At 69.4% G+C, this 20,675-nt stretch carries 19 protein-coding genes; 14 read left to right on the top strand and 5 right to left on the bottom strand.

The genetic code is table 11. The features are described from left to right. The 3 genes from M3M28_RS11230 (at position 1) to ccsB (ending at position 3,641) form a co-directional block, all read left to right on the top strand. The gene (locus M3M28_RS11230; protein ID WP_249386543.1) at positions 1-825 is read left to right on the top strand and encodes a cytochrome c biogenesis CcdA family protein; all 825 of its coding nucleotides are present in this window, start codon (positions 1-3) and stop codon (positions 823-825) included. After that, positions 809-2,503 (top strand): cytochrome c biogenesis protein ResB, encoded by a 1,695-nt coding sequence (gene resB, locus M3M28_RS11225; RefSeq protein ID WP_249386542.1) that lies wholly within the window; start codon positions 809-811, stop codon positions 2,501-2,503. The genes M3M28_RS11230 and resB overlap by 17 nt, the downstream gene beginning before the upstream one ends. 64 nt (positions 2,504-2,567) lie before the next feature. Continuing rightward, complete coding sequence (gene ccsB, locus M3M28_RS11220; RefSeq protein ID WP_249386541.1) at positions 2,568-3,641, top strand: c-type cytochrome biogenesis protein CcsB; 1,074 nt, start codon at positions 2,568-2,570, stop codon at positions 3,639-3,641. Positions 3,642-3,653: 12 nt separating this feature from the next. Here ccsB and M3M28_RS11215 read toward each other — a convergent pair whose 3' ends face one another. After that, positions 3,654-4,676, bottom strand: coding sequence for an o-succinylbenzoate synthase (locus M3M28_RS11215; RefSeq protein ID WP_249386540.1), 1,023 nt, complete (start codon positions 4,674-4,676; stop codon positions 3,654-3,656). Between the two features lie 105 nt (positions 4,677-4,781). Between M3M28_RS11215 and M3M28_RS11210 the strand changes: the two genes are divergently transcribed. Genes M3M28_RS11210 through M3M28_RS11195 form a run of 4 tightly spaced genes read left to right on the top strand, consistent with a single transcriptional unit; the run spans position 4,782 to position 8,416 of the window. Then, the gene (locus tag M3M28_RS11210; protein WP_249386539.1) at positions 4,782-5,225 is read left to right on the top strand and encodes a hypothetical protein; all 444 of its coding nucleotides are present in this window, start codon (positions 4,782-4,784) and stop codon (positions 5,223-5,225) included. A gap of 27 nt (positions 5,226-5,252) precedes the next feature. Then, complete coding sequence (locus M3M28_RS11205; RefSeq protein ID WP_249386538.1) at positions 5,253-6,164, top strand: 1,4-dihydroxy-2-naphthoyl-CoA synthase; 912 nt, start codon at positions 5,253-5,255, stop codon at positions 6,162-6,164. A gap of 8 nt (positions 6,165-6,172) precedes the next feature. Then, on the top strand, positions 6,173-7,432 hold the full coding sequence (locus M3M28_RS11200; RefSeq protein WP_249386537.1) for an AMP-binding protein: 1,260 nt from the start codon (positions 6,173-6,175) through the stop codon (positions 7,430-7,432). 9 nt (positions 7,433-7,441) lie between these two features. Then, entirely contained in the window at positions 7,442-8,416 is a 975-nt protein-coding gene (locus M3M28_RS11195) for a 1,4-dihydroxy-2-naphthoate polyprenyltransferase (protein WP_249386536.1), read from the top strand. A gap of 3 nt (positions 8,417-8,419) precedes the next feature. Here M3M28_RS11195 and M3M28_RS11190 read toward each other — a convergent pair whose 3' ends face one another. Continuing rightward, positions 8,420-8,836, bottom strand: coding sequence for a DUF4229 domain-containing protein (locus tag M3M28_RS11190; protein ID WP_249386535.1), 417 nt, complete (start codon positions 8,834-8,836; stop codon positions 8,420-8,422). Between the two features lie 66 nt (positions 8,837-8,902). Between M3M28_RS11190 and M3M28_RS11185 the strand changes: the two genes are divergently transcribed. The 4 genes from M3M28_RS11185 (at position 8,903) to M3M28_RS11170 (ending at position 12,657) form a co-directional block, all read left to right on the top strand. Next, a complete protein-coding gene (locus M3M28_RS11185; RefSeq protein ID WP_249386534.1) occupies positions 8,903-9,373 on the top strand; it encodes a PLDc N-terminal domain-containing protein in 471 nt (156 codons plus the stop codon). Then, entirely contained in the window at positions 9,370-11,286 is a 1,917-nt protein-coding gene (gene menD, locus M3M28_RS11180; protein ID WP_249386533.1) for a 2-succinyl-5-enolpyruvyl-6-hydroxy-3-cyclohexene-1-carboxylic-acid synthase, read from the top strand. Before M3M28_RS11185 ends, menD begins: the two co-directional genes overlap by 4 nt. A 32-nt stretch (positions 11,287-11,318) precedes the next feature. Next, a complete protein-coding gene (locus M3M28_RS11175) occupies positions 11,319-12,200 on the top strand; it encodes a PPK2 family polyphosphate kinase (RefSeq protein WP_249386532.1) in 882 nt (293 codons plus the stop codon). A gap of 259 nt (positions 12,201-12,459) precedes the next feature. After that, entirely contained in the window at positions 12,460-12,657 is a 198-nt protein-coding gene (locus tag M3M28_RS11170) for a hypothetical protein (protein ID WP_249386531.1), read from the top strand. Positions 12,658-12,825: 168 nt separating this feature from the next. Here the strand turns inward: M3M28_RS11170 and M3M28_RS11165 are convergent, their stop codons facing one another. Both M3M28_RS11165 and M3M28_RS11160 read right to left on the bottom strand, forming a co-directional pair. Beyond that, complete coding sequence (locus M3M28_RS11165) at positions 12,826-14,253, bottom strand: sugar porter family MFS transporter (protein ID WP_249386530.1); 1,428 nt, start codon at positions 14,251-14,253, stop codon at positions 12,826-12,828. Positions 14,254-14,402: 149 nt separating this feature from the next. Beyond that, a complete protein-coding gene (locus tag M3M28_RS11160; RefSeq protein ID WP_249388044.1) occupies positions 14,403-15,740 on the bottom strand; it encodes an isochorismate synthase in 1,338 nt (445 codons plus the stop codon). A gap of 62 nt (positions 15,741-15,802) precedes the next feature. Here M3M28_RS11160 and M3M28_RS11155 point away from each other — a divergent pair, with 62 nt between their 5' ends. From M3M28_RS11155 to M3M28_RS11145, 3 genes are all read left to right on the top strand, one after another. Further along, entirely contained in the window at positions 15,803-16,510 is a 708-nt protein-coding gene (locus M3M28_RS11155) for a class I SAM-dependent methyltransferase (RefSeq protein ID WP_249386529.1), read from the top strand. A 39-nt stretch (positions 16,511-16,549) separates the two neighbouring features. Further along, positions 16,550-17,668, top strand: coding sequence for a polyprenyl synthetase family protein (locus M3M28_RS11150; RefSeq protein ID WP_249386528.1), 1,119 nt, complete (start codon positions 16,550-16,552; stop codon positions 17,666-17,668). 73 nt (positions 17,669-17,741) lie between these two features. Next, a complete protein-coding gene (locus M3M28_RS11145) occupies positions 17,742-19,115 on the top strand; it encodes an FAD-dependent oxidoreductase (protein ID WP_249386527.1) in 1,374 nt (457 codons plus the stop codon). Positions 19,116-19,121: 6 nt separating this feature from the next. Here M3M28_RS11145 and cls read toward each other — a convergent pair whose 3' ends face one another. After that, positions 19,122-20,669, bottom strand: coding sequence for a cardiolipin synthase (gene cls, locus M3M28_RS11140; protein ID WP_249386526.1), 1,548 nt, complete (start codon positions 20,667-20,669; stop codon positions 19,122-19,124). Positions 20,670-20,675: the final 6 nt, after the last annotated feature.

Genomic DNA, 20,675 nt, shown 5'->3' with positions numbered 1-20,675 from the left:
GTGAACCCCGGCGAAGTCATCATCAGCGGGCAGCTCCTCGCGGCGCTGCCGATCGCGCTGCTCGCCGGGCTCATCTCATTCGCCTCGCCCTGCGTGCTGCCCGTGATTCCGGGGTACATCGGCATGCTCGGCGCGGTCTCCGACACCAAAAAATCAGACACCAAGAACTCCGACAAGAACAAGCAGGATGCGCGCGAGCCGGCCGCGTCGGGCGGCACGGCCACCGCGGTGCGCGAGGCCGCGGCCCCGGCCCGCGGTCGCGTCGCGCTCGGCGCCCTGCTGTTCGTGCTCGGCTTCTCGGTGATCTACGTTGTCACCGGCGCCTTCTTCGGTCAGCTCGGCGTCTGGTTCCTGCGCTACCAAGACCCCATCACGCGCATCCTCGGCGTCGTCGTGATTCTCATGGGCCTCGTGTTCATGGGCATGGCGGGCCCCTGGCAGCGCACGATCAAGCTCGGCCGCGCACCCGCCGGCCTCGTCGGCGCACCGCTGCTCGGCGCGATCTTCGCGCTCGGCTGGGCGCCGTGTATCGGCCCGACCCTCGTCGCGATCCAGTCGCTCTCGTTCGACTCGGCCTCGGCCGGGCGCGGCGCGCTGCTCGCCTTCGCTTACTGCCTCGGCCTCGGCCTCCCATTCGTGCTCGCCGCCGTGTTCTGGAGCTCGGCGACGGGCTGGATCGGTTGGCTCAAGCGGCACATCCGCACCATCAACCTCATCGGCGCCGCCCTGATCATCTTGATCGGCGTGCTCATGGTTGCTGGCGTGTGGCAGCTGTTCGTCTCCTACATCGGATCTATTCTTCCCGGATATGTCGCGCCCCTCTGATCACATCGACGCCGGCAGCGAGGGGTTCGAACCCAGCATTCGCGCGCCGAAGCAGCAGCCCGCTGGCACCCGCCGCGGGCCCGGAGCGCGCGCCGTCACGGTGTTGCGCAACCTCTGGACCTGGCTCACGAGCATGCGCACGGCGATCATCCTGCTGTTGCTGCTCGCCATCGCGGCCGTGCCCGGTTCGCTCGTGCCACAGCGCTCGAGCGACCCGAACGGCGTCACCCAGTACTTCACGAATCACCCCGACACGGCGCCGACGCTCGACCAGTGGGGCATGTTCGACGTCTACTCGTCGTGGTGGTTCTCGGCGATCTACCTGCTGCTGTTCGTGTCGCTCGTCGGCTGCATCCTGCCCCGCACCGCGCACCACTTCCGGGCGCTGCGCTCGAAGCCGCCCCGCACCCCCGCCCGGCTGCAGCGCCTCGACGCGTACGCGACGCTGAAGCTCGACGCGCGCTGGGTTGGTCGCGAGGGCGAGATCGTCGCCGCAGCGCAGCGGCTGCTCAAGTCGCGCCGCTACCGCACGATGCTCTACGAGACGCAGGCCCGCGGCAAGCGCGCCGGCACCCTCTCGGTGTCGGCAGAGCGCGGCTATCTGCGCGAGACGGGCAACCTCATCTTCCACGTCGGCATGCTCGGCGTGATCATCTCGGTCGGCGTGCTGTCGGGCTTTAACTGGCACGGCCAGCGCGTGCTCGTCGAGGGGCAGTCGTACGTCAACGGCCTCGTGAGCTATTCGTCATTCACACCCGGCCGCTTCTTCACGCCGGGGCAGATCCCCGGCTTCTCGATCAAACTCGACGACCTGCAGGTGACGTACGAGGACGAAAATCAGAACGCCATCGGTATTCCGACCGACTACACCGCGAACGTGACGGTGCAGCATCCGGGCCAGGAGGCGTACCAGGACGTCATTAAGGTGAACGACCCGCTGCGCATGGACGGTACCGACACCTACCTGCTCGCGAACGGGTACGCGCCGACGGTGACCGTGCGCGACGCCGACGGCAACGAGGTGTTCCACGACTCGGTCGTGTTCATTCCCCAGGACTCGTTCCTCACCTCGACCGGCGTCGTGAAGATTCCGGATGGGCTGGCCGAGCAGGTCGGCATGGTCGGCTTCTTCTACCCGACGGCGACGCAGCTCGAGTCGGGCGCCTATACGTCGACGAACCAGGACCTACTCGACCCGATGCTCTCGCTCAACGTCTACGTGGGCGACCTCGGGCTCGACGATGGCATTCCGACCTCGGTCTACCGCCTCGACACCGAAAACCTCACACAGATCGCTGGCGGCGACCACGGCGAGGCGATGCAGCTTCGCCCGGGCGAGACGATCGAACTGCCAAACGGCCTCGGCACCATCACACTCGACGCCGAGGTACCGCGCTACGCGTCGTTCGATGTGCACCGCGACTACACGCGCGTGCCGGTCGCGGTCTTCGTCTTCCTGTCGATCGCCGGCCTCATCTCGTCGCTGCTCGTGCCGCGCCGCCGCACCTGGGTGAAGGTGCAGGGCGCCGGCGACGGCGTGCTCGTCGAGTTCGCCGGCCTCGCGCGCGGCGAGGACCCGCAGTTGGCACGGGCCGTGAACGAACTCGTAGACGCCTGCACGCGCGAGCTCGTATCCTTGAAGCATCCTGCCGCCGCCTCGTCGAGCGGCGAATCCTGACTCGGTCGCGCCCCGGCGCAACCAGAATGTCGGCGGATCCTCGCCGCTCGGAGCAACACCCCACATGATCGAATCCCTCATCAACTGGTCGGACATCGCGTACTACGTCGCCATGGGCGTCTACGCCGTGGCGTTCATCCTCTTCGCGCTCGACCTCTCGGGCCGCGGCTCGGCCGAGGCGAAGCGCGCCGCGGCCGCCCGCAACTCGGGCTCGGCCCTCGGCGCGACCTCGCGCGAGCTCGTGGGCGCCACCGTGAGCCACGCCGATGCGGGCGACGCCGGCATCGTGACGTCGAAGGCGCCCGAGGCGGGCGGCTCGGGCGGCACCGCCGTGCGTGCCACCAAGGCCGGCGGCGGCGAGAGCTGGCGCGACCTGCGCGCGACGCGCTTCCTGCCCGCCGCGATGATCGCGACCCTCGTCGGCTTCGCGGCGCACTTCACCTCGGCGCTCACCCTCGGCCTCGCGGCCGGGCGCGTGCCGTGGTCGAACATGTACGAGTTCACGCTCACGGCGACGCTGCTCATCGTGCTCGTGTTCCTCGTCTCGCAGCTGTGGCAGGATCTCCGGTTCCTCGGCACCTTCATCACCGGCATGGTGACGCTGTTCCTCGGCATCGCGACCGTCGGTTTCCGCGTTGAGGTCATGCCGCTGCAGCCTGCGCTGCAGAGCTACTGGCTCGTCATTCACGTGTTCATCGCGTCGCTCGCGACCGGCTTCCTCGCCCTCGGCTTCGGCCTGTCGGTGCTGCAACTGCTGCAGCAGCGCCGCGAGGCGCGCGTGCGCGCGGGGGCGGCGGCGAAGGGCGGTCCGCTCTCGGCGCTGCCGAGCTCGGAGCGCCTCGAGGACTTGGCGTTCCGCGTCAACGTCGTCGGCTTCATCTTCTGGACCTTCACGCTCGTCGCCGGCGCAATCTGGGCCGAGGCCGCGTGGGGTCGTTACTGGGGCTGGGACACCAAGGAGGTGTGGACCTTCATCATCTGGGTGGTCTACGCCGGCTACCTGCACGCGCGCAGCACGAAGGGCTGGCGCGGCGGGCCCTCGGCCTGGCTCGCGATCGTCGGCTTCGCGACCGTGATGTTCAACTTCGGCATCGTCAACGTGTTCTTCACCGGCCTGCACTCGTACTCGGGCCTGTAGGCCGCCGAGAAGTTACTTGGCCTCGAGCCGCGCGTAGCACTCGCGCATCCGCTCGAACCACCACGAACGCCGCTCCTTCGGGGCGGCGTTCGTGCGTAGCGCGGCTTCGTCGGGCACGACCGGGGCGAGCGAGATGCGGCCGCCGACGGGGCGCCGCGGCTCGCTCACCTCGTCGGCGAAGAGCGAGACCGTGCCGAGGCCCGCGGCGAATACGGGCTCGGGCAACAGCGCCGCGAGCTGCGCGCCCATGACGATGCCCACCGAGGTGTCGAGGGCGCTCGACACGGTCGCGGTGAGACCGGATGCGCGCACGATCTCGGCCGCGCGGCTCACCCCGCCGAGTGGCTGGGCCTTGACGACGAGGTGGTCGGCGGCGCCCGAGCGGGCGACTTGGAGCGGGTCGCTCGCCTTGCGCACGAGCTCGTCGGCGGCGATGCGGATGCGTGCGGCCGGGCCGCCCGCGAGGGCCTCCCGCAGCCGCACGAGCTCCTCGATCGTCGCGACCGGCTGCTCGGCGTACTCGAACTCGAAGCCGGCGTCGGCAAGGGTGCGCAGGGCCGTCGTGGCCTCGGCCACCGACCAGCCCGCGTTCGCATCGATGCGGAGGCGAGCATCGGGCGCAGCGCCCCGCACCGCCTCGAGCCGCGCGAGGTCGTCGGCGAGCGACTGACCGCGCTCGGCGACCTTCACCTTGACGACCTCGCAGCCGTCGTAGCGCGCGAGCACCTCGGCGACGCGCTCGGCGGCGACCGCTGGCACCGTCGCGTTCACCGGCACCGAGCCCGAAGTGCGGCGGTCGAGGGTGGGCGAGAAGCCGTACTCGATTGCCGCGGCCAGCCAGGTCGACGCCTCGGCGGGGCCGTACTCGAGGAACGGCGAGAACTCGCTCCACACGGGCTGGCCCGCGACCTCGGCGGTGCCCTCGATGAGCGCCGCCTCGCGGTGGGTCACGCCGCGGAACTTCGTGTTGAGCGGCAGCGACACGATGTGGGCGCGGGCGAGGAGATCGTCGAGGGGCACGATGGGGGCAGGCATGTGCCCATCTTCGCGCGCCCGGCGGCGCGGCGCCGAATGAACTGCCCGGCCAGCGCGCACTACACTAATCAACAGTCACATCCCTACCAGCCCGAACGGAATCGAATGGCGATCGAGCAGAGCGTCGCTCGCGGCCCGCGCCGCAAGCGCGACCGCGACCCCTCGTACCGGCATGCCACCGTGGTGCCGCTGCCGTGGGTCGACCAGATGCTCAACCCGCTCAGCTGGCGCGTCGGCCACTGGGCGATGTTTGGCGCCGTGCTGACGCTCGCCGCCGACATCATCACGGGCCTCTACCTCTTCAACTTCTTCGGCATCGGCCGCCAGTTCGAGCTGCAGATGTGGCTGCTTATCGCGGGTTCGCTCGGCTTCGTGTCGATCACCGCGTCGCTCTACGCGATCTTCTTCAAGTCGGGCCGCGCGACCGGCATCTTCGCCTTCATCTGCAGCTTCATCGTCGGCGCGGCGCCCGCGTGGCTCGTGCTCAATACGATCCTGCAGTTCATCATTAACGGCGGCACGCTGCCCGACGCCCCCATCAACTGGTAGCCCGCAGCGGGCGACTACGGTGGTCATATGACTACCGAGCAGGTTTCTGACGTCTTCGACCCGTCGCGCTGGCAGCGGGTGTCGCAGTTCGATTTCACCGACATCACGTACCACATCGACACGACCGGCCGCATCGCGCGCGTCGCGATCGACCGCCCCGAGGTGCGCAACGCGTTCCGCCCGAAGACTGTCGACGAGCTCTACACTGCGCTCGACGACGCCCGCCAGAACCCGCGCGTCGGCGTCGTGCTGCTCACCGGCAACGGCCCGAGCCCGAAGGATGGCGGCTACGCCTTCTGCTCGGGTGGTGACCAGCGCATCCGCGGCCGCGACGGCTACCAGTACGCCGAGGGCGAGACGGCCGACTCGGTCGACAAGGCGCGCGCGGGCCGCCTGCACATTCTCGAGGTACAGCGACTTATTCGCTTCATGCCGAAGGTCGTCATCTCGGTCGTCAACGGCTGGGCGGCTGGCGGCGGGCACTCGCTCTACGTCGTCACCGACCTCACGATCGCCTCGCGCGAGCACGCGATGTTCAAGCAGACCGACGCGAACGTCGGCTCGTTCGATGCCGGCTACGGCTCGGCCTACTTTGCGAAGCAGGTCGGCCAGAAGTTCGCCCGCGAGGCGTTCTTTCTCGCCGAGGAATACGACGCGCAGCGCGGCTACGAGGTTGGCGCCGTGAACCGTGTTGTGCCCCACGCCGAGCTCGAGACCGAGGCCCTGAGCATGGCCGAGACGATCCTCACGAAGTCGCCCACGGCCATCCGCATGCTCAAGTACGCCATGAACCTGCAGGACGACGGGCTCGTCGGCCAGCAGCTCTTCGCCGGCGAGGCGACGCGGCTCGGGTACATGACCGACGAGGCCGTCGAGGGCCGCGACGCGTTTCTGCAGAAGCGCGACCCCGACTGGGCGCCGTACCCCTGGTACTACTAATGGGCCGGATGCTCGGCTCGCGCGAGCTGCGCGAGGTCGCGGTTGACGACACCGCCGAGTTCTTCGCCCAGTTGCGCGCGGCGCTCGCGGGCGAGGGGCCGGCGCTGCTGCCGCGCCCGGCCGGCTGGTCGGGGCCGAGCGACGAGCTGCGCGGCGCGACCGTGCCGGACGACGTTGCCCTCGTGATCGAGACGAGTGGTTCGACCGCCGCGCCGAAGCGCGTGCTGCTCACGGCCGAGGGGCTCCTCGCCGGGGCGCGCGCGACGCACCTTCGCCTCGGCGGGGCCGAGGCGGGCGGCGAGCAGTGGCTGCTCACGCTGCCCGCACACTACATCGCGGGCGCGCAGGTGCTCGTGCGCTCGATCGTCGCCGGCAGCGAGCCCGTCATCGCCTCGGGCGAGCACTTCACGCCCGAGGGCTTCGTCGCCGACGCCGCCCGGCTGACCGGGGCGCGGCGCTACGTGTCGCTCGTGCCCGTGCAACTGCGGCGGCTCGTCGACACGGCGCGGTCGGATGCGCGGGTCGCGGCCGCGCTCGCGCGCTTCGACGGCATCCTCGTCGGTGGGCAGGCGACGCCGCCCGAGCTGCTCGCCGAGGCGCGCAGGCTCGGCTGGCCGGTCACGACGACGTACGGCTCGAGCGAGACGAGCGGCGGCGCCGCGTACAACGCGCAGCCGCTGCCCGGAGTGCGGATGCGCGAGGTCGACGGCGAGCTCTGGGTCGCTTCGCCGTCGCTCGCGCTCGGGTACCTCGGCGACCCCGAGCGCACCACCCGGGCCTTCGTCACCGACGAGGCCGGCGACCGCTGGTATCGCACGGGCGACGCCGGCACCGTGAGCGGCGACGGGCCCTGGGCGCTCGGACTCGACGCCGAGGCGACCGGCACGATCGCCGTGACGGGTCGTTTCGACAGCGTGATCATCTCGGGCGGCGTCAAGGTGAATCTCGACGAGGTCACGCTCGCCGCGAGCTCCGCCGGCAGCTTCGACGAGGTCGTCGCCGTCGCCGTGCCGAGCCACGAGTGGGGCCAGCGCGTCGCGTTGCTCGCTGCCGACCCTGCGGTGGGCGAGCCGGCGCTCGACGCGGGCGGGGATGCTCGCTGGCAGCGCATCCGTTTGGCGCTCACGCCGTTTGGTGCGGCCGCACGCCCGGCGCTCACCGCGCGCATCCCCGAACTGCCGCGGCTCGCGAGCGGAAAACCCGACCGGCGCGCGCTGCGCGAGCTCGCGGAGTCGCTTGCGCGTCGGCACGAAGCCGAGGCGACTTAGAATCACTGGGTGGCCAAACAGAAACGCAGCAATCCCACCCAGCAACCGCGAAAGCAGGCGAACGCGCGCAGCGTGACCCTGCGCGATTGGATTTCCGGGGCGCGGCTGCGCACCCTGCCGCTCGCCGTGTCGCCCGTGCTGCTCGGCTTCGCCTCGGCCGTGAGCGCGCAGCCCGGTGAGTTTCACTGGGTGCGGGCGCTCGCCGCGCTCGCGGTGGCGCTGTTCCTGCAGATCGGCGTGAACTACGCGAACGACTACTCCGACGGTGTTCGCGGAACCGACGACGTACGCGTCGGCCCGGCCCGGCTCACGGGTGGCGGCGGCGTCGACCCGAAGCAGGTGCGCAACCTCGCGTTCTTCTTCTTCGGCCTCGCGGCGGTCGCTGGCCTGTTCCTCGTCGTGCGCACCGGGCAGTGGTGGCTGCTCGCCATCGGCGTGCTCGCGATTCTCGCCGCCTGGTTCTACACCGGCGGCAAGCGCCCGTACGGCTACGCGGGCCTCGGCGAGGTCTTCGTCTTCATCTTCTTCGGCCTAGTCGCGACCGCCGGCACCGCCTACGTGCAGGTGCTCTTCGTACCGTCGAACGCCTGGGTACTCGGCGTCGCCGCCGGCCTGTTCGCCTGCGCCGTGCTCATGGTGAACAACCTGCGCGACCTCGAGCAAGACCGCCTCGCGAGCAAGCGCACCCTCGCCGTGCTCGTCGGCCGGGGCACGGGCCGCATCTTCTTCGGCGTCTTCGCGCTCGCCCCGTTCGTCGCGACGATCATGTTCATGCTCGTCTACCCGCTGTCGGGCTTCGCGCTGTTCACGCTGTTGATTCTCGGCCCCGCCGTCGTGATCACGTCGACTTCGGAGAGCCCGCGCGACCTGATTCTCGCGCTCAAGCTGACGTCGCTCGGCTCGTTCGCATGGGCGATCATCATGGCGATCGGCATCATCGTGCCGAACATCACGCCGGCGGTGGTGCCGGACTACCTCGGCTAAGCCCTACTTGGCCGGCTCTCCGGGGTCGTCGGTCTCTTCGAGATCGGCGGCCTCGGTCGTTTCCGGGGTGGCGTCCGACTCGGAGGCGGTCGCTGCCTCGGCGTCGTCGGCGGGAGCCTCCGACTCGGCCACCTCATCCGACTGCTCGTGCTCCTGCTCGTCGAGCACCGCATCCTCGGCCTCGGCATCCGCCCCGACGACGCGACCTTCGCGCTGCTGCATGATCGCGCCGCCGATCGCGAGCCGCTCGGAGCGCAGGAACAGCAGCGACACGAGGAAGCCGATGACGGAGGCGACCACCACGGCGATCAGCCAATTCCATTGCACGGTCGGCAGCAGCAGCATGACGAGCATGAACGGCACCGCGAAAGCGAGCAGGCGAACGACCGTGTAGATGATCCAGGCGCGTGAAGTCTTCATCACAACCAGTCTACGAATCCCCGGCTCTGACGGTTCGTCAGGCTCGCGAAGGTAGGATCTACGGGTATGGGTCGCTGGATAATTCTCGGAGTGGTCGTCGCCGTCGCGTTGACGGTCTACGCAGTCGTCGACTGCGCGATGTCGGACGCGAACCGCACCCGGATTTTCCGCAAGCCAATCTGGCTCGTTGTCGTGTTGCTGCTGCCCGTGATCGGCCCGCTGCTCTGGATCTTCATGGGCAAGGGCCCGGTGGGCGACGACCAGCGCGCGCCCGACAACGACATCGATTACCTGCGCAGCATCGGCGACGACAAGGCGCACGACGACCGCATCGCCGAGCTCGAAGACGAGATGCGCAAGCTCGACGACGAGATCGAGCAGGCCCGCCGCACGAGCATGAACCAGCATCCGTCGAACCACACCGGCGCGCTGCCCACCATCGAGCCCGACGACGAGCAGCCCCGCAAGGGTGACGACAACCTCGGCGATGCCCCGGGCACCGGCCCCGACTCGGATTCCGAAGGCACGCGCTCGTGAGCGCCGCGCTCGCGGCAGCAGTTGAGCTGCTTGTCGCGGCGGTGAACGGCGGGGTGCGCGACATTGTCGTGTGCCCTGGCTCGCGCTCGCAGGCGCTCGCCCTCGTCGCGGCCGAGCTCGAGCGGGTGCGCGCCGTGCGCCTGCACGTGCGAGTGGATGAGCGTGGCGCCGCGTTCTTCGCGCTCGGCCTCGCGCGTGAATCGGGCCGACCGGTGCCGGTCATCACGACGTCGGGCACGGCGGTCGCGAACCTCCACCCGGCGATGCTCGAGGCGCACCACTCGGGCGTGCCGCTCATTGCGCTTACGGGCGACCGGCCGAAGGAACTCATCGGCACGGGCGCGAACCAGACCACGGTGCAGAGCGGCATCTTCGGCCCGCTCATCAACACGACCACCCTCGGCGCGCCCGACGGCGGTGAGCTGAGCCTCGCGCTCGCGGCGGGGGCGGGCAAGGAACTCGCGACGGCGCGCTCGGCCTGGCACCTCAACGTCGCCTACCGCGAACCGCTCTCGGGCATCGTGCCCGACCTCAGCGGCCGGGTCGAGGCGCTCGCCTCGCCGGTGTCGCCCGAGCTCGAGGCGGCCGAGGCCGCGTGGCCGGGCAAGAGTGGCGATGCGCGCATCCTTGGCCGGGGCATCGGCACCGAGCTTGCGGCGCAGATCACCGCGACCATCGAACAGCACAAGGCCGCGCCGGCAAAGCTGCGCGCGTCGGCCCACGACAGTGTGACGCCGCTCGAAATCGTCGAGCTCGACCCGGCCGACTGGCCCGTCGGCATCGTCATCGCGGGCGACGGTGCCGGCCCGAGCGCCGAGCGTATCGCGCGCCAGGGCGGCTGGCCGCTCGTGGCCGAGGTGTCGAGTGGCGCCCGGTTCGGCCGCAACCTCGTCGTCGCCTACCGGCAGTTGCTCGGCGAGGCGAGCACCGTGCCCGGACTGCGCGACGGGCTCGAGCTCGCGATCGTCGTCGGGCATCCGACCCTGAGCCGCGAGGTGACGGCGCTGCTGAAGCGGCCCGGCCTGCGGGTCATCGTGGTCAACCGGCCCGGCGCGCCCGCGTTCAGCCCGACGAAGTCGGCCGAGCACGTCGACGACGTCAAGGTGCTCGCGTTCGGTTCGACGCGGCTCGGTGCGAGCGACGAGATGTTTCAGCTGCGCCGCGAGGCCGATCGGATGCTCGCCGGCTGGCTCGACGCATCCCGCGCCCTCGTGCTCGAGCAGGGCTCGGACGCCCCGGCGCCCGACATCGAGGCCTCGCGCAGCCGCGACTTCCGCGACCGCGCGCGCTTCGGCCAGCAGGAGCTCGCCGTCTCGCGCGAGCCGGTGAACCGGCACATGCTCGTCGACGCCATCTGGCGACACACATGGCCGCACGACCGGCTGGTCGTCGCCGCATCCCGGCTCATTCGCGATCTCGACGGCCGCGCGCCCGGCAAGCGGCTGCGCGTGCACGCGAACCGCGGGCTCGCCGGCATCGACGGCACGATCGCGACGGCGCTCGGCGTCGCCGACGCGAGCCAGCACGGCGACGAACTGAGCTCGCGGGCCGGCGTGACGCGCCTGCTCGTCGGCGATCTCGCGTTCGTGCACGATGCCTCGTCACTGCTCGTCATGCAGGGTGGCGAGGATGCGCCGCGGCTGCAGATCATCGTTGGTAACGATGGCGGTGGCACGATTTTCGACGGCCTCGAGGTCGCCGAGACCGCCGACGCGGCCGCGTTCGAGCGGGTCATGCGCACGGGGCGCGAGGTGAATATCGAGGCGATCGCCGACGCGTTCGGCTGGGGCTACCGCCGCGCGACGACGCGCTCGCAGCTCGAGGAGGCGCTCACCGACCAGACGTCGCCGCGCATCGTCATCGAGGTGCCGCTCGACGCCGAGCAGGGCGAAACCGACGCCGACACCGAGTAGGGCTCCAGTGACGCGGGTCTAGGCTCTGTGCCATGGCCGACATCACTGACTACATCGACCTCGAGGATGCGCTGCGCGCGCGAATCACTGACGATCAGTTCTCGATTGGCGACCTGGCACCAGACGAGACGCCGGGCTTCACGGCGAAAAAGAACGAGAAGGAGATCGGTGAGGAACTCCTCACCGTGCGCGACAAGGAACTCGCTGACTTGCAGGAGCGCATGTACGCGAAGGCGCGGGCCGACGACCCGAACGCGCCGAGCGTGCTGTTCGTGCTGCAGGGCATGGACTCGGCCGGCAAGGGCGGCATCATCCGCCACGTGTTCGGCTCGGTCGACCCGCAGGGCCTCCAACTCGCGTCGTTCAAGCGCCCGACCGAGGAGGAGCTCGCGCATGACTTCCTCTGGCGCATCGAGAAGCAGGTGCCGAAGCCCGGGTTCATCGGCGTCTTCGACCGCTCGCACTACGAGGACGTGCTCGTGCAGCGCGTGCGCTCGCTCGCGCCCGAGGAGGAGATCGAGCGCCGGTATGGAGCGATCGTCGACTTCGAGCGCGGGCTAGTTGCTGCTGGGACCAAGGTCGTAAAAGTGTTCCTGCACATCTCGAAGGACGAGCAGGAGGAGCGGCTGCGCGAGCGCATCGAGCGTGACGACAAGCACTGGAAGTACAACCCGGGTGACATCGACGAGCGCGAGCTCTGGGACGAGTACCAGCAGGCCTACGAGATCGCGATTCAGCGCACCTCGACGCCGGAGGCGCCGTGGTGGATTGTGCCCGCCGACCGCAAGTGGTTCTCCCGGCTGTTCGTGAAGGGCCTGCTGCTGAACACCCTGCGCGGCCTGGAACTCGACTGGCCCGAGGCCGATTTCGACCCGAAGACCGAGCTCAAGCGCCTGAAGGATTCGAGCAAGTAGGGGTTCGTTGGGGCGTGGGGCGTGGGGCGTTTGCGCGTTCGTGGCGACGTCGTTTCCGCGCGTTTGCGCATTCATGACGGCGTCGCCTCATCGCGTTTTCGCCTACCCACGACCCACCGATGCGGTTTCCTACGGGTGATGCGGTTACAACCGCGTCACCCGTAGAAAACCGCACGGCGCGGGGTCGCGGCGGCGCACGAGATGACATTAAATAAAATACATTATTGAGAGCTACGCGATGGAGCGGAACGGAGACTCAGTGTCAGAGCAACGGGTTGGCCACGGCAGCGTCGATGACGAAACGTTTGGGCGCATCACGACCGCGCTGTTCGTGCCCGGGGATCGCCCCGAGCGATTCGCCAAGGCGGTCGGCGACGGCGTCGCGCAGCTTGACGGCGAAATGGTCGACGCGCCGGTCTTCGCCCGCGCCCAGCGCATCCTGCACGACGCGCGCTGACCCGCCCCGCGCATCCGCCGGGGTGGTCCCCGCGACGCGGCGCCCAGCCATCGATGCGGTTTTCTACGAACGTTGCAGTTGTAACCGCATCAAAGATAGAAAACCGCACCGCTGAGGTTGCAGTGGTTGCAGTTTTCTACGTGCGCTGCGGTTAGTAGCGCATCAAAACTAGAAAACTGCGCGGGGCGAGCGCGCGAGCTTCGTCTCGAGCGCTTCGAGCGAGGCGCCCGACGTATTCGGCAGCACCCGCAGCAACACAGCAAACGCGACCACTCCGAGCACGAAGAACGTGCCGAACACGCCCTGCAGTCCAAACACCTCGCGCAGAATCGGCACCAAGAACGCAATCGCCGCGTTCGCGAGCCAGCCGCACAGCACCGAAACTCCCATGCCGAAGCCGCGCAGGCGCAACGGGAACAGCTCCGACAGGCACACCCACACCGGCGCGTTCAGCGCGAGCTGCATGCAGAACACGAACGTCACGCACAGCACGAGCACGCACCACGCGCGCACCTCGCCGGCAGGCAACACGAACGCCGCGATCATGATCAGCAGGTGGCACACGGTCGTCAGCACGAATCCCGTCAGAATTAACCGCCGCCGCGACACCTGCTCGATCACGAAGAACAGACACACGACGGTGCCCGCGACGGCGAGCGCGCCGTTCGCAACATTCGCGACGATCGCCGCGCTCGCCGAGAAACCGGCCTCGGTGAGCATCTGCGTGCCGTAATACATGATCGAGTTGATGCCCGTGAGCTGCTGCGCGACGGCAAGAAAAATGCCGACGAAGAGGATGCGTCGCACCCACGGCACCGCGACGCTCGACCAGCCCATCGCTCGCACCGCATCCTGGCGCTGCCGCGTCGTGGCCATCTCGGCGAGCTCGGCGGCCGCCCGCTCGGGCGCGCGCACCTGCTCGAGCACCGCCAGCGCCTCGTCCTCCTGCCCCTTCGCGAGTAACCATCGGGGCGACTCGGGCATCCGCAGCATCCCGATAAACAGGCACACGGCCGGCACAGCGCAGATCGCGAGCATGTACCGCCACACGCCCTCGTGCTCGCCCCACAGATTCGCGATCACCGCGTTGATGAGAAACGCGAGAAACTGTCCCACCACGATCGCGAGCTCGTTGCGCCCCGAGAACGCACCGCGCCGCTCGGCCGGTGACATCTCAGCGAGGTAGACGGGCACGGTGACGGATGCAGCGCCCACCGCGAAGCCGAGCGCGACTCGCGCGACGAGCAGCACCGCGACGCCGGGCGTGAATACGCACCCGACCGTGCCGATGAAGAACAGCACTGCGACCTGCACGAGCGCCCGTCGGCGCCCGACCGTGTCGCTCCAATGCCCGCCGACGTAGGCGCCGATCGCCGCGCCGATGAGCAGGCTTGACGTGACAAACCCCTCCGTCAGCGGCGTCAACCCCAGCTCGGCCGACATCGGCTCGAGCGCGCCGTTGATCACGCCGGTGTCGTAGCCAAACAGTAACCCACCGAACGTCGCGGCGACCGCGACCCAGGTCAGGCGGCGCCGGTGTGGCCCGGGCCGGTCTGCTGGCAGCTCGACGGGCGCGGCTGACGGGGTCTCCGACATCGAATCCTGCCTCCGCATCCGCGCGGCACCGCGCCTGCGGCCTCGACGCCGCGGGCGCTCGGGCACCGCACGTGCTCACCCTAACGCGTCCGGGTCGCCCAGCTCAGGGCAGTGTCACGCGACGAAAAACGGTACGGATGCGCGGTGCTTTAGGATCCCGCCGGTCGAGGCCCCGCCGCATCCACCGTCGCCCCGAGCGCCTCGACGATTGGCCGGAACTTCGGCAGTGTCTCGGCGAACTCCTCGTCGGGGTCGGAGCTGCCGACGATGCCACCGCCGGCGAAAGCGGTCACCGCATCCGTCGCAAACTCGGCGCCGCGCAGCGCGACGACCCACTCGCCGTCGCCCGACGCCGAGAGCCAGCCCGCGGGGCCGGCGTAGCGCATCCGGTCGAAGGGCTCGAGCTCGTCGATCGCGGCGAGCGCCGCGTTGCGCGGGGTGCCGCCGACCGCGGCGGTCGGGTGCAGCGCGGCCACGAGGTCGAGCACGCTCGCGTCGCGAGGCAGCGTGCCGCGAATGTCGCTCGCGAGGTGCCACACGTTCGGCAGCTCGAGCAGGAACGGCTCGGGCGACGCGGTCAGGCCCGAGTCGGGCTCGTCGTGGCGGTCGAGCGAGCGCAGCGATCCGAGCGCCGACTCGACGGCGTAGCGGTGCTCCTCGCGATTCTTCGCGGATGCGCGCAGCGACGCGGCCGCGCTGGCGTCGGCCCCTGCGTCGGTCTCGCGCGGCGCGGTGCCGGCGAGCACGCGCGCGGTGACGGCGCCATCGATCACCCGCACGAGCATTTCGGGGCTCGCGCCGATGAGGCCGTCGACGGCGTACGTCCACGTCTCGGGGTAGGCCTCGGTGAGGCGCGCAAGCACGGCGCGGAAGTCTTGCCCGGCGGCAATCGGGGCCTTGAGGTCGCGGGCGATGACGACCTTCGACAGCTCGCCGCCACGGATCCGCGAGACGGCCTCGGCCACGGCGTCGTGGTGCAGCGCGGCGGTCATCGCACCCTCGGCAAACGTCAGCGGCGCAAACTCGCCGACCGGCGCGATCACCGGCAGCTGCGCGGTCGCGAGTACCGGCTCCGACTCGTCCTCGGGGTCGTCGTCGCCGGCGAGGGTAACGCGCGTCACGAACGCGACGCCGCCGCGGCGGCCGAAGATCAGCTCGGGCACGCGCAGCACGCTCGCGGCCTCGCTTGAGTCGGCGAAGGCGAATGCGCCGAACGCGACGAGCCCGGTCGAGGGCAGCTGCACCTCGTCGGAGATCTCGCTCGCCTCGACCAGCTGCCGCCAAGTCTCGCGGGCCTCGCGGATGCGTTCGGGGCCCGAGAACTCGGCCCGCCAGACCTCGCCGCGGCCGACGATGCCGTCGCCTCGGCGCAACCACACGGCAAGCTCCCGCAGTTGGCCGGCGCCGGGCACGGGCGCCAGCTGCAGCAGCCCGCCCGGGTCGGCAATTCGCGCGGTACGAACGCGGAGCCGGGGGAGCGCAACCATCACGCGTGCCAGCGTACCGCGCGCGCGAAGGCAGGGAGCGGAGGGTGTCCTAGACTATTCGGGTGACCAAACCCGATCTCGCGAAGCGACCCGACGATGTCTCGTCGATGTTCGACCGAGTTTCCCGCGGGTACGACCTCACGAACGACGTACTTTCGCTCGGTGTAACACCGTATTGGCGGATGCGCGCTCGGCGTGCGATCGACCCGCACCCCGGCCAGCGCGTGCTCGACGTCGCCTGCGGCACCGGCACCGTGACGCGCATCCTCGCCGACTACGGCGCGACCGTGACCGGCCTCGACTTCTCGCACGGCATGATCAGCGAAGCGATCAAGCGCCACGGGGAACATCCGAACATCACGTTCCAGCAGGGCGACGCGACGCAACTCCCGTTCGAGGACAACACCTTCGACGTCACGACCGTGAGCTTCGGCATCCGCAACGTGCAGGAGCCGAAGCGTGCGCTCGCCGAGATGCTGCGCGTGACGAAGCCCGGCGGCCGCATCCTCGTGTGCGAGTTTTCGCATCCGACGAACGGCCTCGTGAACTTCGGCTACGACACCTACATGAACGTGCTCATGCCCGGCATCGTGAAGCTCGTGTCGAGCGACCCCGAAGCCTACGACTACCTTTTCAACACGATTCAGGCGTGGCCCGAGCAGGCGACGTTCGCGAGCTGGCTGCGCGAGGTCGGGTACGAGCAGGTCGCGCACCGCAATCTGACGTACGGCATCGTGGCGCTGCACCGCGGCACGAAACCTGCGGCCTAGCCACCGCATCCACCTCACTCGCAAGCTTCAGGAGACTACGTGACCGCCTCGACTTCGGCACGCCGCCCCGCACACGGCGCGATCGGTGCCGGCTTCGCGAAGCAGTTGTTCGGCAAACCTGCCGAACGCAAGCTCAAGGCGACCCTTGACGAGGGCCTCGAGCGCGTCGAGCAGGTGCTGCACGACCAGGTGAAGTACTCCGACCAGGTCGCGGCTACGACGACGACCTACCTCATGAGTGCCGGCGGCAAGCGCCTGCGCCCGATGCTCGTGCTACTCGCGGCCCAGCTCGGCCCGACGCCGGTGAGCGACGCCCTCGACGAGGCCGCCGCCGCGGTCGAAATCACGCACCTCGCATCGCTCTACCACGACGACGTCATGGACGAGGCGACCCTTCGCCGCGGCGTCACCGCCGCGCACCTGCGCTGGAGCAACTCGACCGCGATCCTCGCCGGCGACCTGCTCTTCGCCCGCGCCTCGCAGATCTTCTCGTACCTTGGCGCCGAGGCGATCCGCATGCAGGCCACCGTCTTCGAGCGGCTCGTGCTCGGGCAGATGCACGAGACCATCGGCCCGCGCGAGGGCGAAGACCGTATCGACCACTACATCCGCGTGCTCGCCGACAAGACGGGCTCGCTCATCGGCGCGGCCAGCGAGTACGGCGTGCTGCTGTCGGATGCGCCGGCCGAGTTCCGCCCCGCGATGCGCGACTTCGGTGAGGCGGTCGGCGTCGCCTTCCAGATCGTCGACGACGTGATCGACCTCTCGCCCGCCGCCGACACCACCGGCAAGCGCGCCGGCACCGACCTGCGGGCCGGCGTCGAGACGCTGCCCGTGCTGCTGCTCGAGCGGCGCGCCGCGGCGGGGGATGCGCCTGCCGCCGACCTGCTCGACCGCATCCGTACCCGCGTGGCCGGCAGCGAACCCGGCAGCGCCGACGAGACCCTTGCGCGCCCGGAACCGCTCGTGCAGGCCGACCCCGCCGAGATCGATGCGATCATCGCCGAGCTGCGCGCCCACGAGGTCACCCGCGAGACCATCGACGCCGCCCACGAGTACGTGCACCGCGCGACCGCGTCGCTCGACGTCCTGCCGTCGGGCGTCGTCAAGGAGGCGCTGCGAGAATTTGCTCAGCGCCTCGTCGAACGCGACTTTTAGGCGCGCGCCCAGCGCGGCCGGTGTTTGACCCGGCACTCATCACTTGAACCACCCGCCACGAGTAGGAGCAACCATGTCTCGTCTTCGCGTCGCCGTAGTTGGTGCCGGCCCCGCCGGCATCTACGCCTCGGACATCCTCATGAAAGAGGCCGAGGGCACGCACGAGGTCTCGATTGACCTGTTCGAGCGGCTCCCCGCGCCCTACGGCCTCGTGCGCTACGGCGTGGCCCCCGACCACCCGCGCATCAAGGGCGTCGTGAACGCGCTGCGCGACGTGCTCGACACCGGCCGCATCCGCATCTTCGGCAACGTGAACTTCGGCACCGACATCACGCTCGAAGACCTGCAGCAGCGCTACAACATCGTCATCTTCTCGACCGGCGCGTTCTACGACGCCGACCTCGACATTCCCGGCATCGAGGCGGAGGGCTCCTACGGCGCCGCCGACTTCGTGAACTGGTACGACGGGTACCCCGAGGCGAGCCGAACCTGGGCGCTCGACCAGTCGTCGGTCGCCGTTATCGGTAACGGCAACGTCGCGCTCGACGTCGCCCGTGTGCTCGCGAAGCACGCCGACGACATGCTGCCCACCGAGATTCCCGCGAACGTCTACGAGGGCCTCAAGAACACCGCCGTCACCGACGTGCATGTGTTCGGCCGTCGCGGCCCGCTGCAGGTGAAGTTCACGCCGCTCGAGCTCCGCGAGCTCGGCGAGGTGCCCGGCGTCGACATCGTCGTGGCCGAGGAAGACTTCGACCGCGATCCCGAGGCCGACGAGGCCGCGAAGAAGAACAAGCAGATCCTCGTCATCAGCCGCATCCTCGGCAAGTGGCGCGGCGAGCAGGAAGCGCTCGAGGCGCCCCGCCGCATCCACCTGCACTTCTACGCCCGCCCCGCCGAGGTGGTCACGGAAGATGGCCGCGTCTCGGCGCTGCGCGTCGTGCGCACCGAGCCGACCGCCGACGGCGGCGTCGCCGACACCGACGAGACCCGCGACATCCCCGTCGGCCAGGTCTATCGTGCCGTGGGCTACTTCGGCTCGCCGCTCGAGGACGTGCCGTTCGACGAGCGCCGCGGCGTGATCCCGAACGACGCCGGCGCAGTGGTCGACGGCAACGGCGAGCGCGTGCAGGGCCTGTTCGCGACCGGCTGGATCAAGCGCGGCCCCGTCGGGCTCATCGGCGCGACGAAGTCGGATGCGCGCGAGACCGTCGAGCAGATCCTCGGCGACGAGTCGAACTGGTGGCAGCCGACGATCGATGACGAGCAGGAGCTGTTCGAGCTGCTGGCGGAGCGCCAGGTGCGCTTCACCGACCTCGAGGGCTGGCGCCGACTCGACGCGCACGAGCAGCAGCTCGGCGAAGCCGAGGGGCGCGAGCGCATCAAGGTCGTCGAGCGCGACGAGATGATCAACGTCTCGCGTGACGAGACCGGCGAGGCGAAGTAGCGGGCGCTACTGCACGACCGAGGTGAGGCGGGCGACGTTGTCGGCCGCCTCCCGGTACCAGGGACGCTCGAGCCATTCGTGCAGCGTGAGCTCCTTCGAAGCCGCGCGGTACGACTCCTCGACCCCGTGCATCCGGGTCGCGAACGCGCGGCCGTAGACGAGCAGCATGAGCTCGGCGTTGAGCGTGAATGAGCGCATGTCGAGGTTGCTCGAGCCGACGAACGACACCTCGTCGTCGACGGTCATGTGCTTCGCGTGGAGGATGTACGGCTCCTCGTAGCGCATGATGCGCACGCCGGCGCGCAGCAGCTGCTCGTAGAACGACTGCTGCGCGTGCTGAATGAAGAACTGGTCACCCTTCATCGACACGTACAGCTCGACCTTGACCCCGCGCTGCGCCGCGGTCGTGATGGCGTAGAGCATCGAGTCGTCGGGCGCGAAGTACGGGGTCGCGATGACCACGCGCTTGCGGGCGAGGTAGAGCAGCTGCACGAAGATGCGCAGGTTGTTTTCGTTCTCGTAACCGGGGCCGGAGGGTACGAGCTGGCAGTCATAGGTTTCCTCGACCGCGCCGAGCACACGGGCCCGCTCGAGCTCGTCGATGTAGTCCTGCGCCGTCGGCTGGTCGGCATCTTCGATCAGCACGCCGGTGATCATGTACCAGTCGTTGCGGAACACGGCGTCGAGCGCGATCACCATCGGGCCCTGCAGCCGCAGCATGATGTCTTGCCAGAGCTTGCGTTCGCCCGGCTTGCCGCCCTTGTGATAGTCGCGGGCGATGACGTTTTGCGAGCCGACCCAGCCGGCGCGGCCGTCGACGACGAGCAGCTTGCGGTGGTTGCGCAGGTCGAAGCGCTGCCAGCCGCCCTTCCACGGCAACACGGGGTAGACGTGGTGGTAGTCGACGCCCATTGCGCGCAGTCGGCTGCGCAGCTCCTTGTAGCCGCTGTAGCGCACCGTGCCGACCTGGTCGAAGAGCACGCGCACCGTCACGCCGCGGGCCTGCGCCCGCTCGATGGCATCGAAGAACGGCTTCGTGACGTCGTCGTAGCCGACCGTGTAGAAGAGCATGTGCACGTAGTCTTCAGCGCCGTCGATCTCGCGCGCCATCTCGAGAATCGTCGCGTCGTACTCGGTGTGAATCTGGATGCGGTTGCCCGGCAGGCGCGGAATGGCCGTGAGCTTGCGCGCGAGCCGCGAGACCTGGCGAAAGCGCTTCGGCATCGTCGTCGTCACGCGATCGTCGAGGCCCTGCGTGGCCTCGCGCAGCAGCTCGTCGAACTCCTCCTGCTTGCGCCGCTGCGAGCGGGGCAGGTGGTTGCTTCCGAACATCGCGAACAGCAGCAGCCCGACGTACGGGATGAGCGTGACGGCGAGCAGCCAGGCCACGGCGGTCGTCGGGCGGCGGTTCTTGCCGACGGTGAACAGCATCGTGATGACGATGACGAGGTTCGTCGCGCCGATGAGGCTGATCCACCACGTGCTGTCGCTCAGGCCCCAGTAGCCGAGCGGGCCGAGCCAGATTCCGCCGCCTCCGGACTCGCTGTGGAGCATGGGGTG

This window comes from Gulosibacter sediminis (assembly GCF_023370115.1).
GTDB classification, from domain to species: Bacteria; Actinomycetota; Actinomycetes; order Actinomycetales; family Microbacteriaceae; genus Gulosibacter; species Gulosibacter sediminis_A.
Note: the sequence above shows the minus strand (reverse complement) of the source record. Positions and strands in the feature narration are given on the sequence as shown.

Excerpts from the sequence above, each read along its gene's own strand:
- resB (WP_249386542.1), top strand. The coding sequence starts at position 809 with ATGTCGCGCCCCTCTGATCACATCGACGCCGGCAGCGAGGGGTTCGAA.
- ccsB (WP_249386541.1), top strand. The coding sequence starts at position 2,568 with ATGATCGAATCCCTCATCAACTGGTCGGACATCGCGTACTACGTCGCC.
- M3M28_RS11215 (WP_249386540.1), bottom strand. The coding sequence starts at position 4,676 with ATGCCTGCCCCCATCGTGCCCCTCGACGATCTCCTCGCCCGCGCCCAC.
- M3M28_RS11210 (WP_249386539.1), top strand. The coding sequence starts at position 4,782 with ATGGCGATCGAGCAGAGCGTCGCTCGCGGCCCGCGCCGCAAGCGCGAC.
- M3M28_RS11205 (WP_249386538.1), top strand. The coding sequence starts at position 5,253 with ATGACTACCGAGCAGGTTTCTGACGTCTTCGACCCGTCGCGCTGGCAG.
- M3M28_RS11200 (WP_249386537.1), top strand. The coding sequence starts at position 6,173 with ATGCTCGGCTCGCGCGAGCTGCGCGAGGTCGCGGTTGACGACACCGCC.
- M3M28_RS11190 (WP_249386535.1), bottom strand. The coding sequence starts at position 8,836 with ATGAAGACTTCACGCGCCTGGATCATCTACACGGTCGTTCGCCTGCTC.
- M3M28_RS11185 (WP_249386534.1), top strand. The coding sequence starts at position 8,903 with ATGGGTCGCTGGATAATTCTCGGAGTGGTCGTCGCCGTCGCGTTGACG.
- M3M28_RS11175 (WP_249386532.1), top strand. The coding sequence starts at position 11,319 with ATGGCCGACATCACTGACTACATCGACCTCGAGGATGCGCTGCGCGCG.
- M3M28_RS11165 (WP_249386530.1), bottom strand. The coding sequence starts at position 14,253 with ATGTCGGAGACCCCGTCAGCCGCGCCCGTCGAGCTGCCAGCAGACCGG.
- M3M28_RS11160 (WP_249388044.1), bottom strand. The coding sequence starts at position 15,740 with ATGGTTGCGCTCCCCCGGCTCCGCGTTCGTACCGCGCGAATTGCCGAC.
- M3M28_RS11145 (WP_249386527.1), top strand. The coding sequence starts at position 17,742 with ATGTCTCGTCTTCGCGTCGCCGTAGTTGGTGCCGGCCCCGCCGGCATC.
- cls (WP_249386526.1), bottom strand. The coding sequence starts at position 20,669 with ATGCTCCACAGCGAGTCCGGAGGCGGCGGAATCTGGCTCGGCCCGCTC.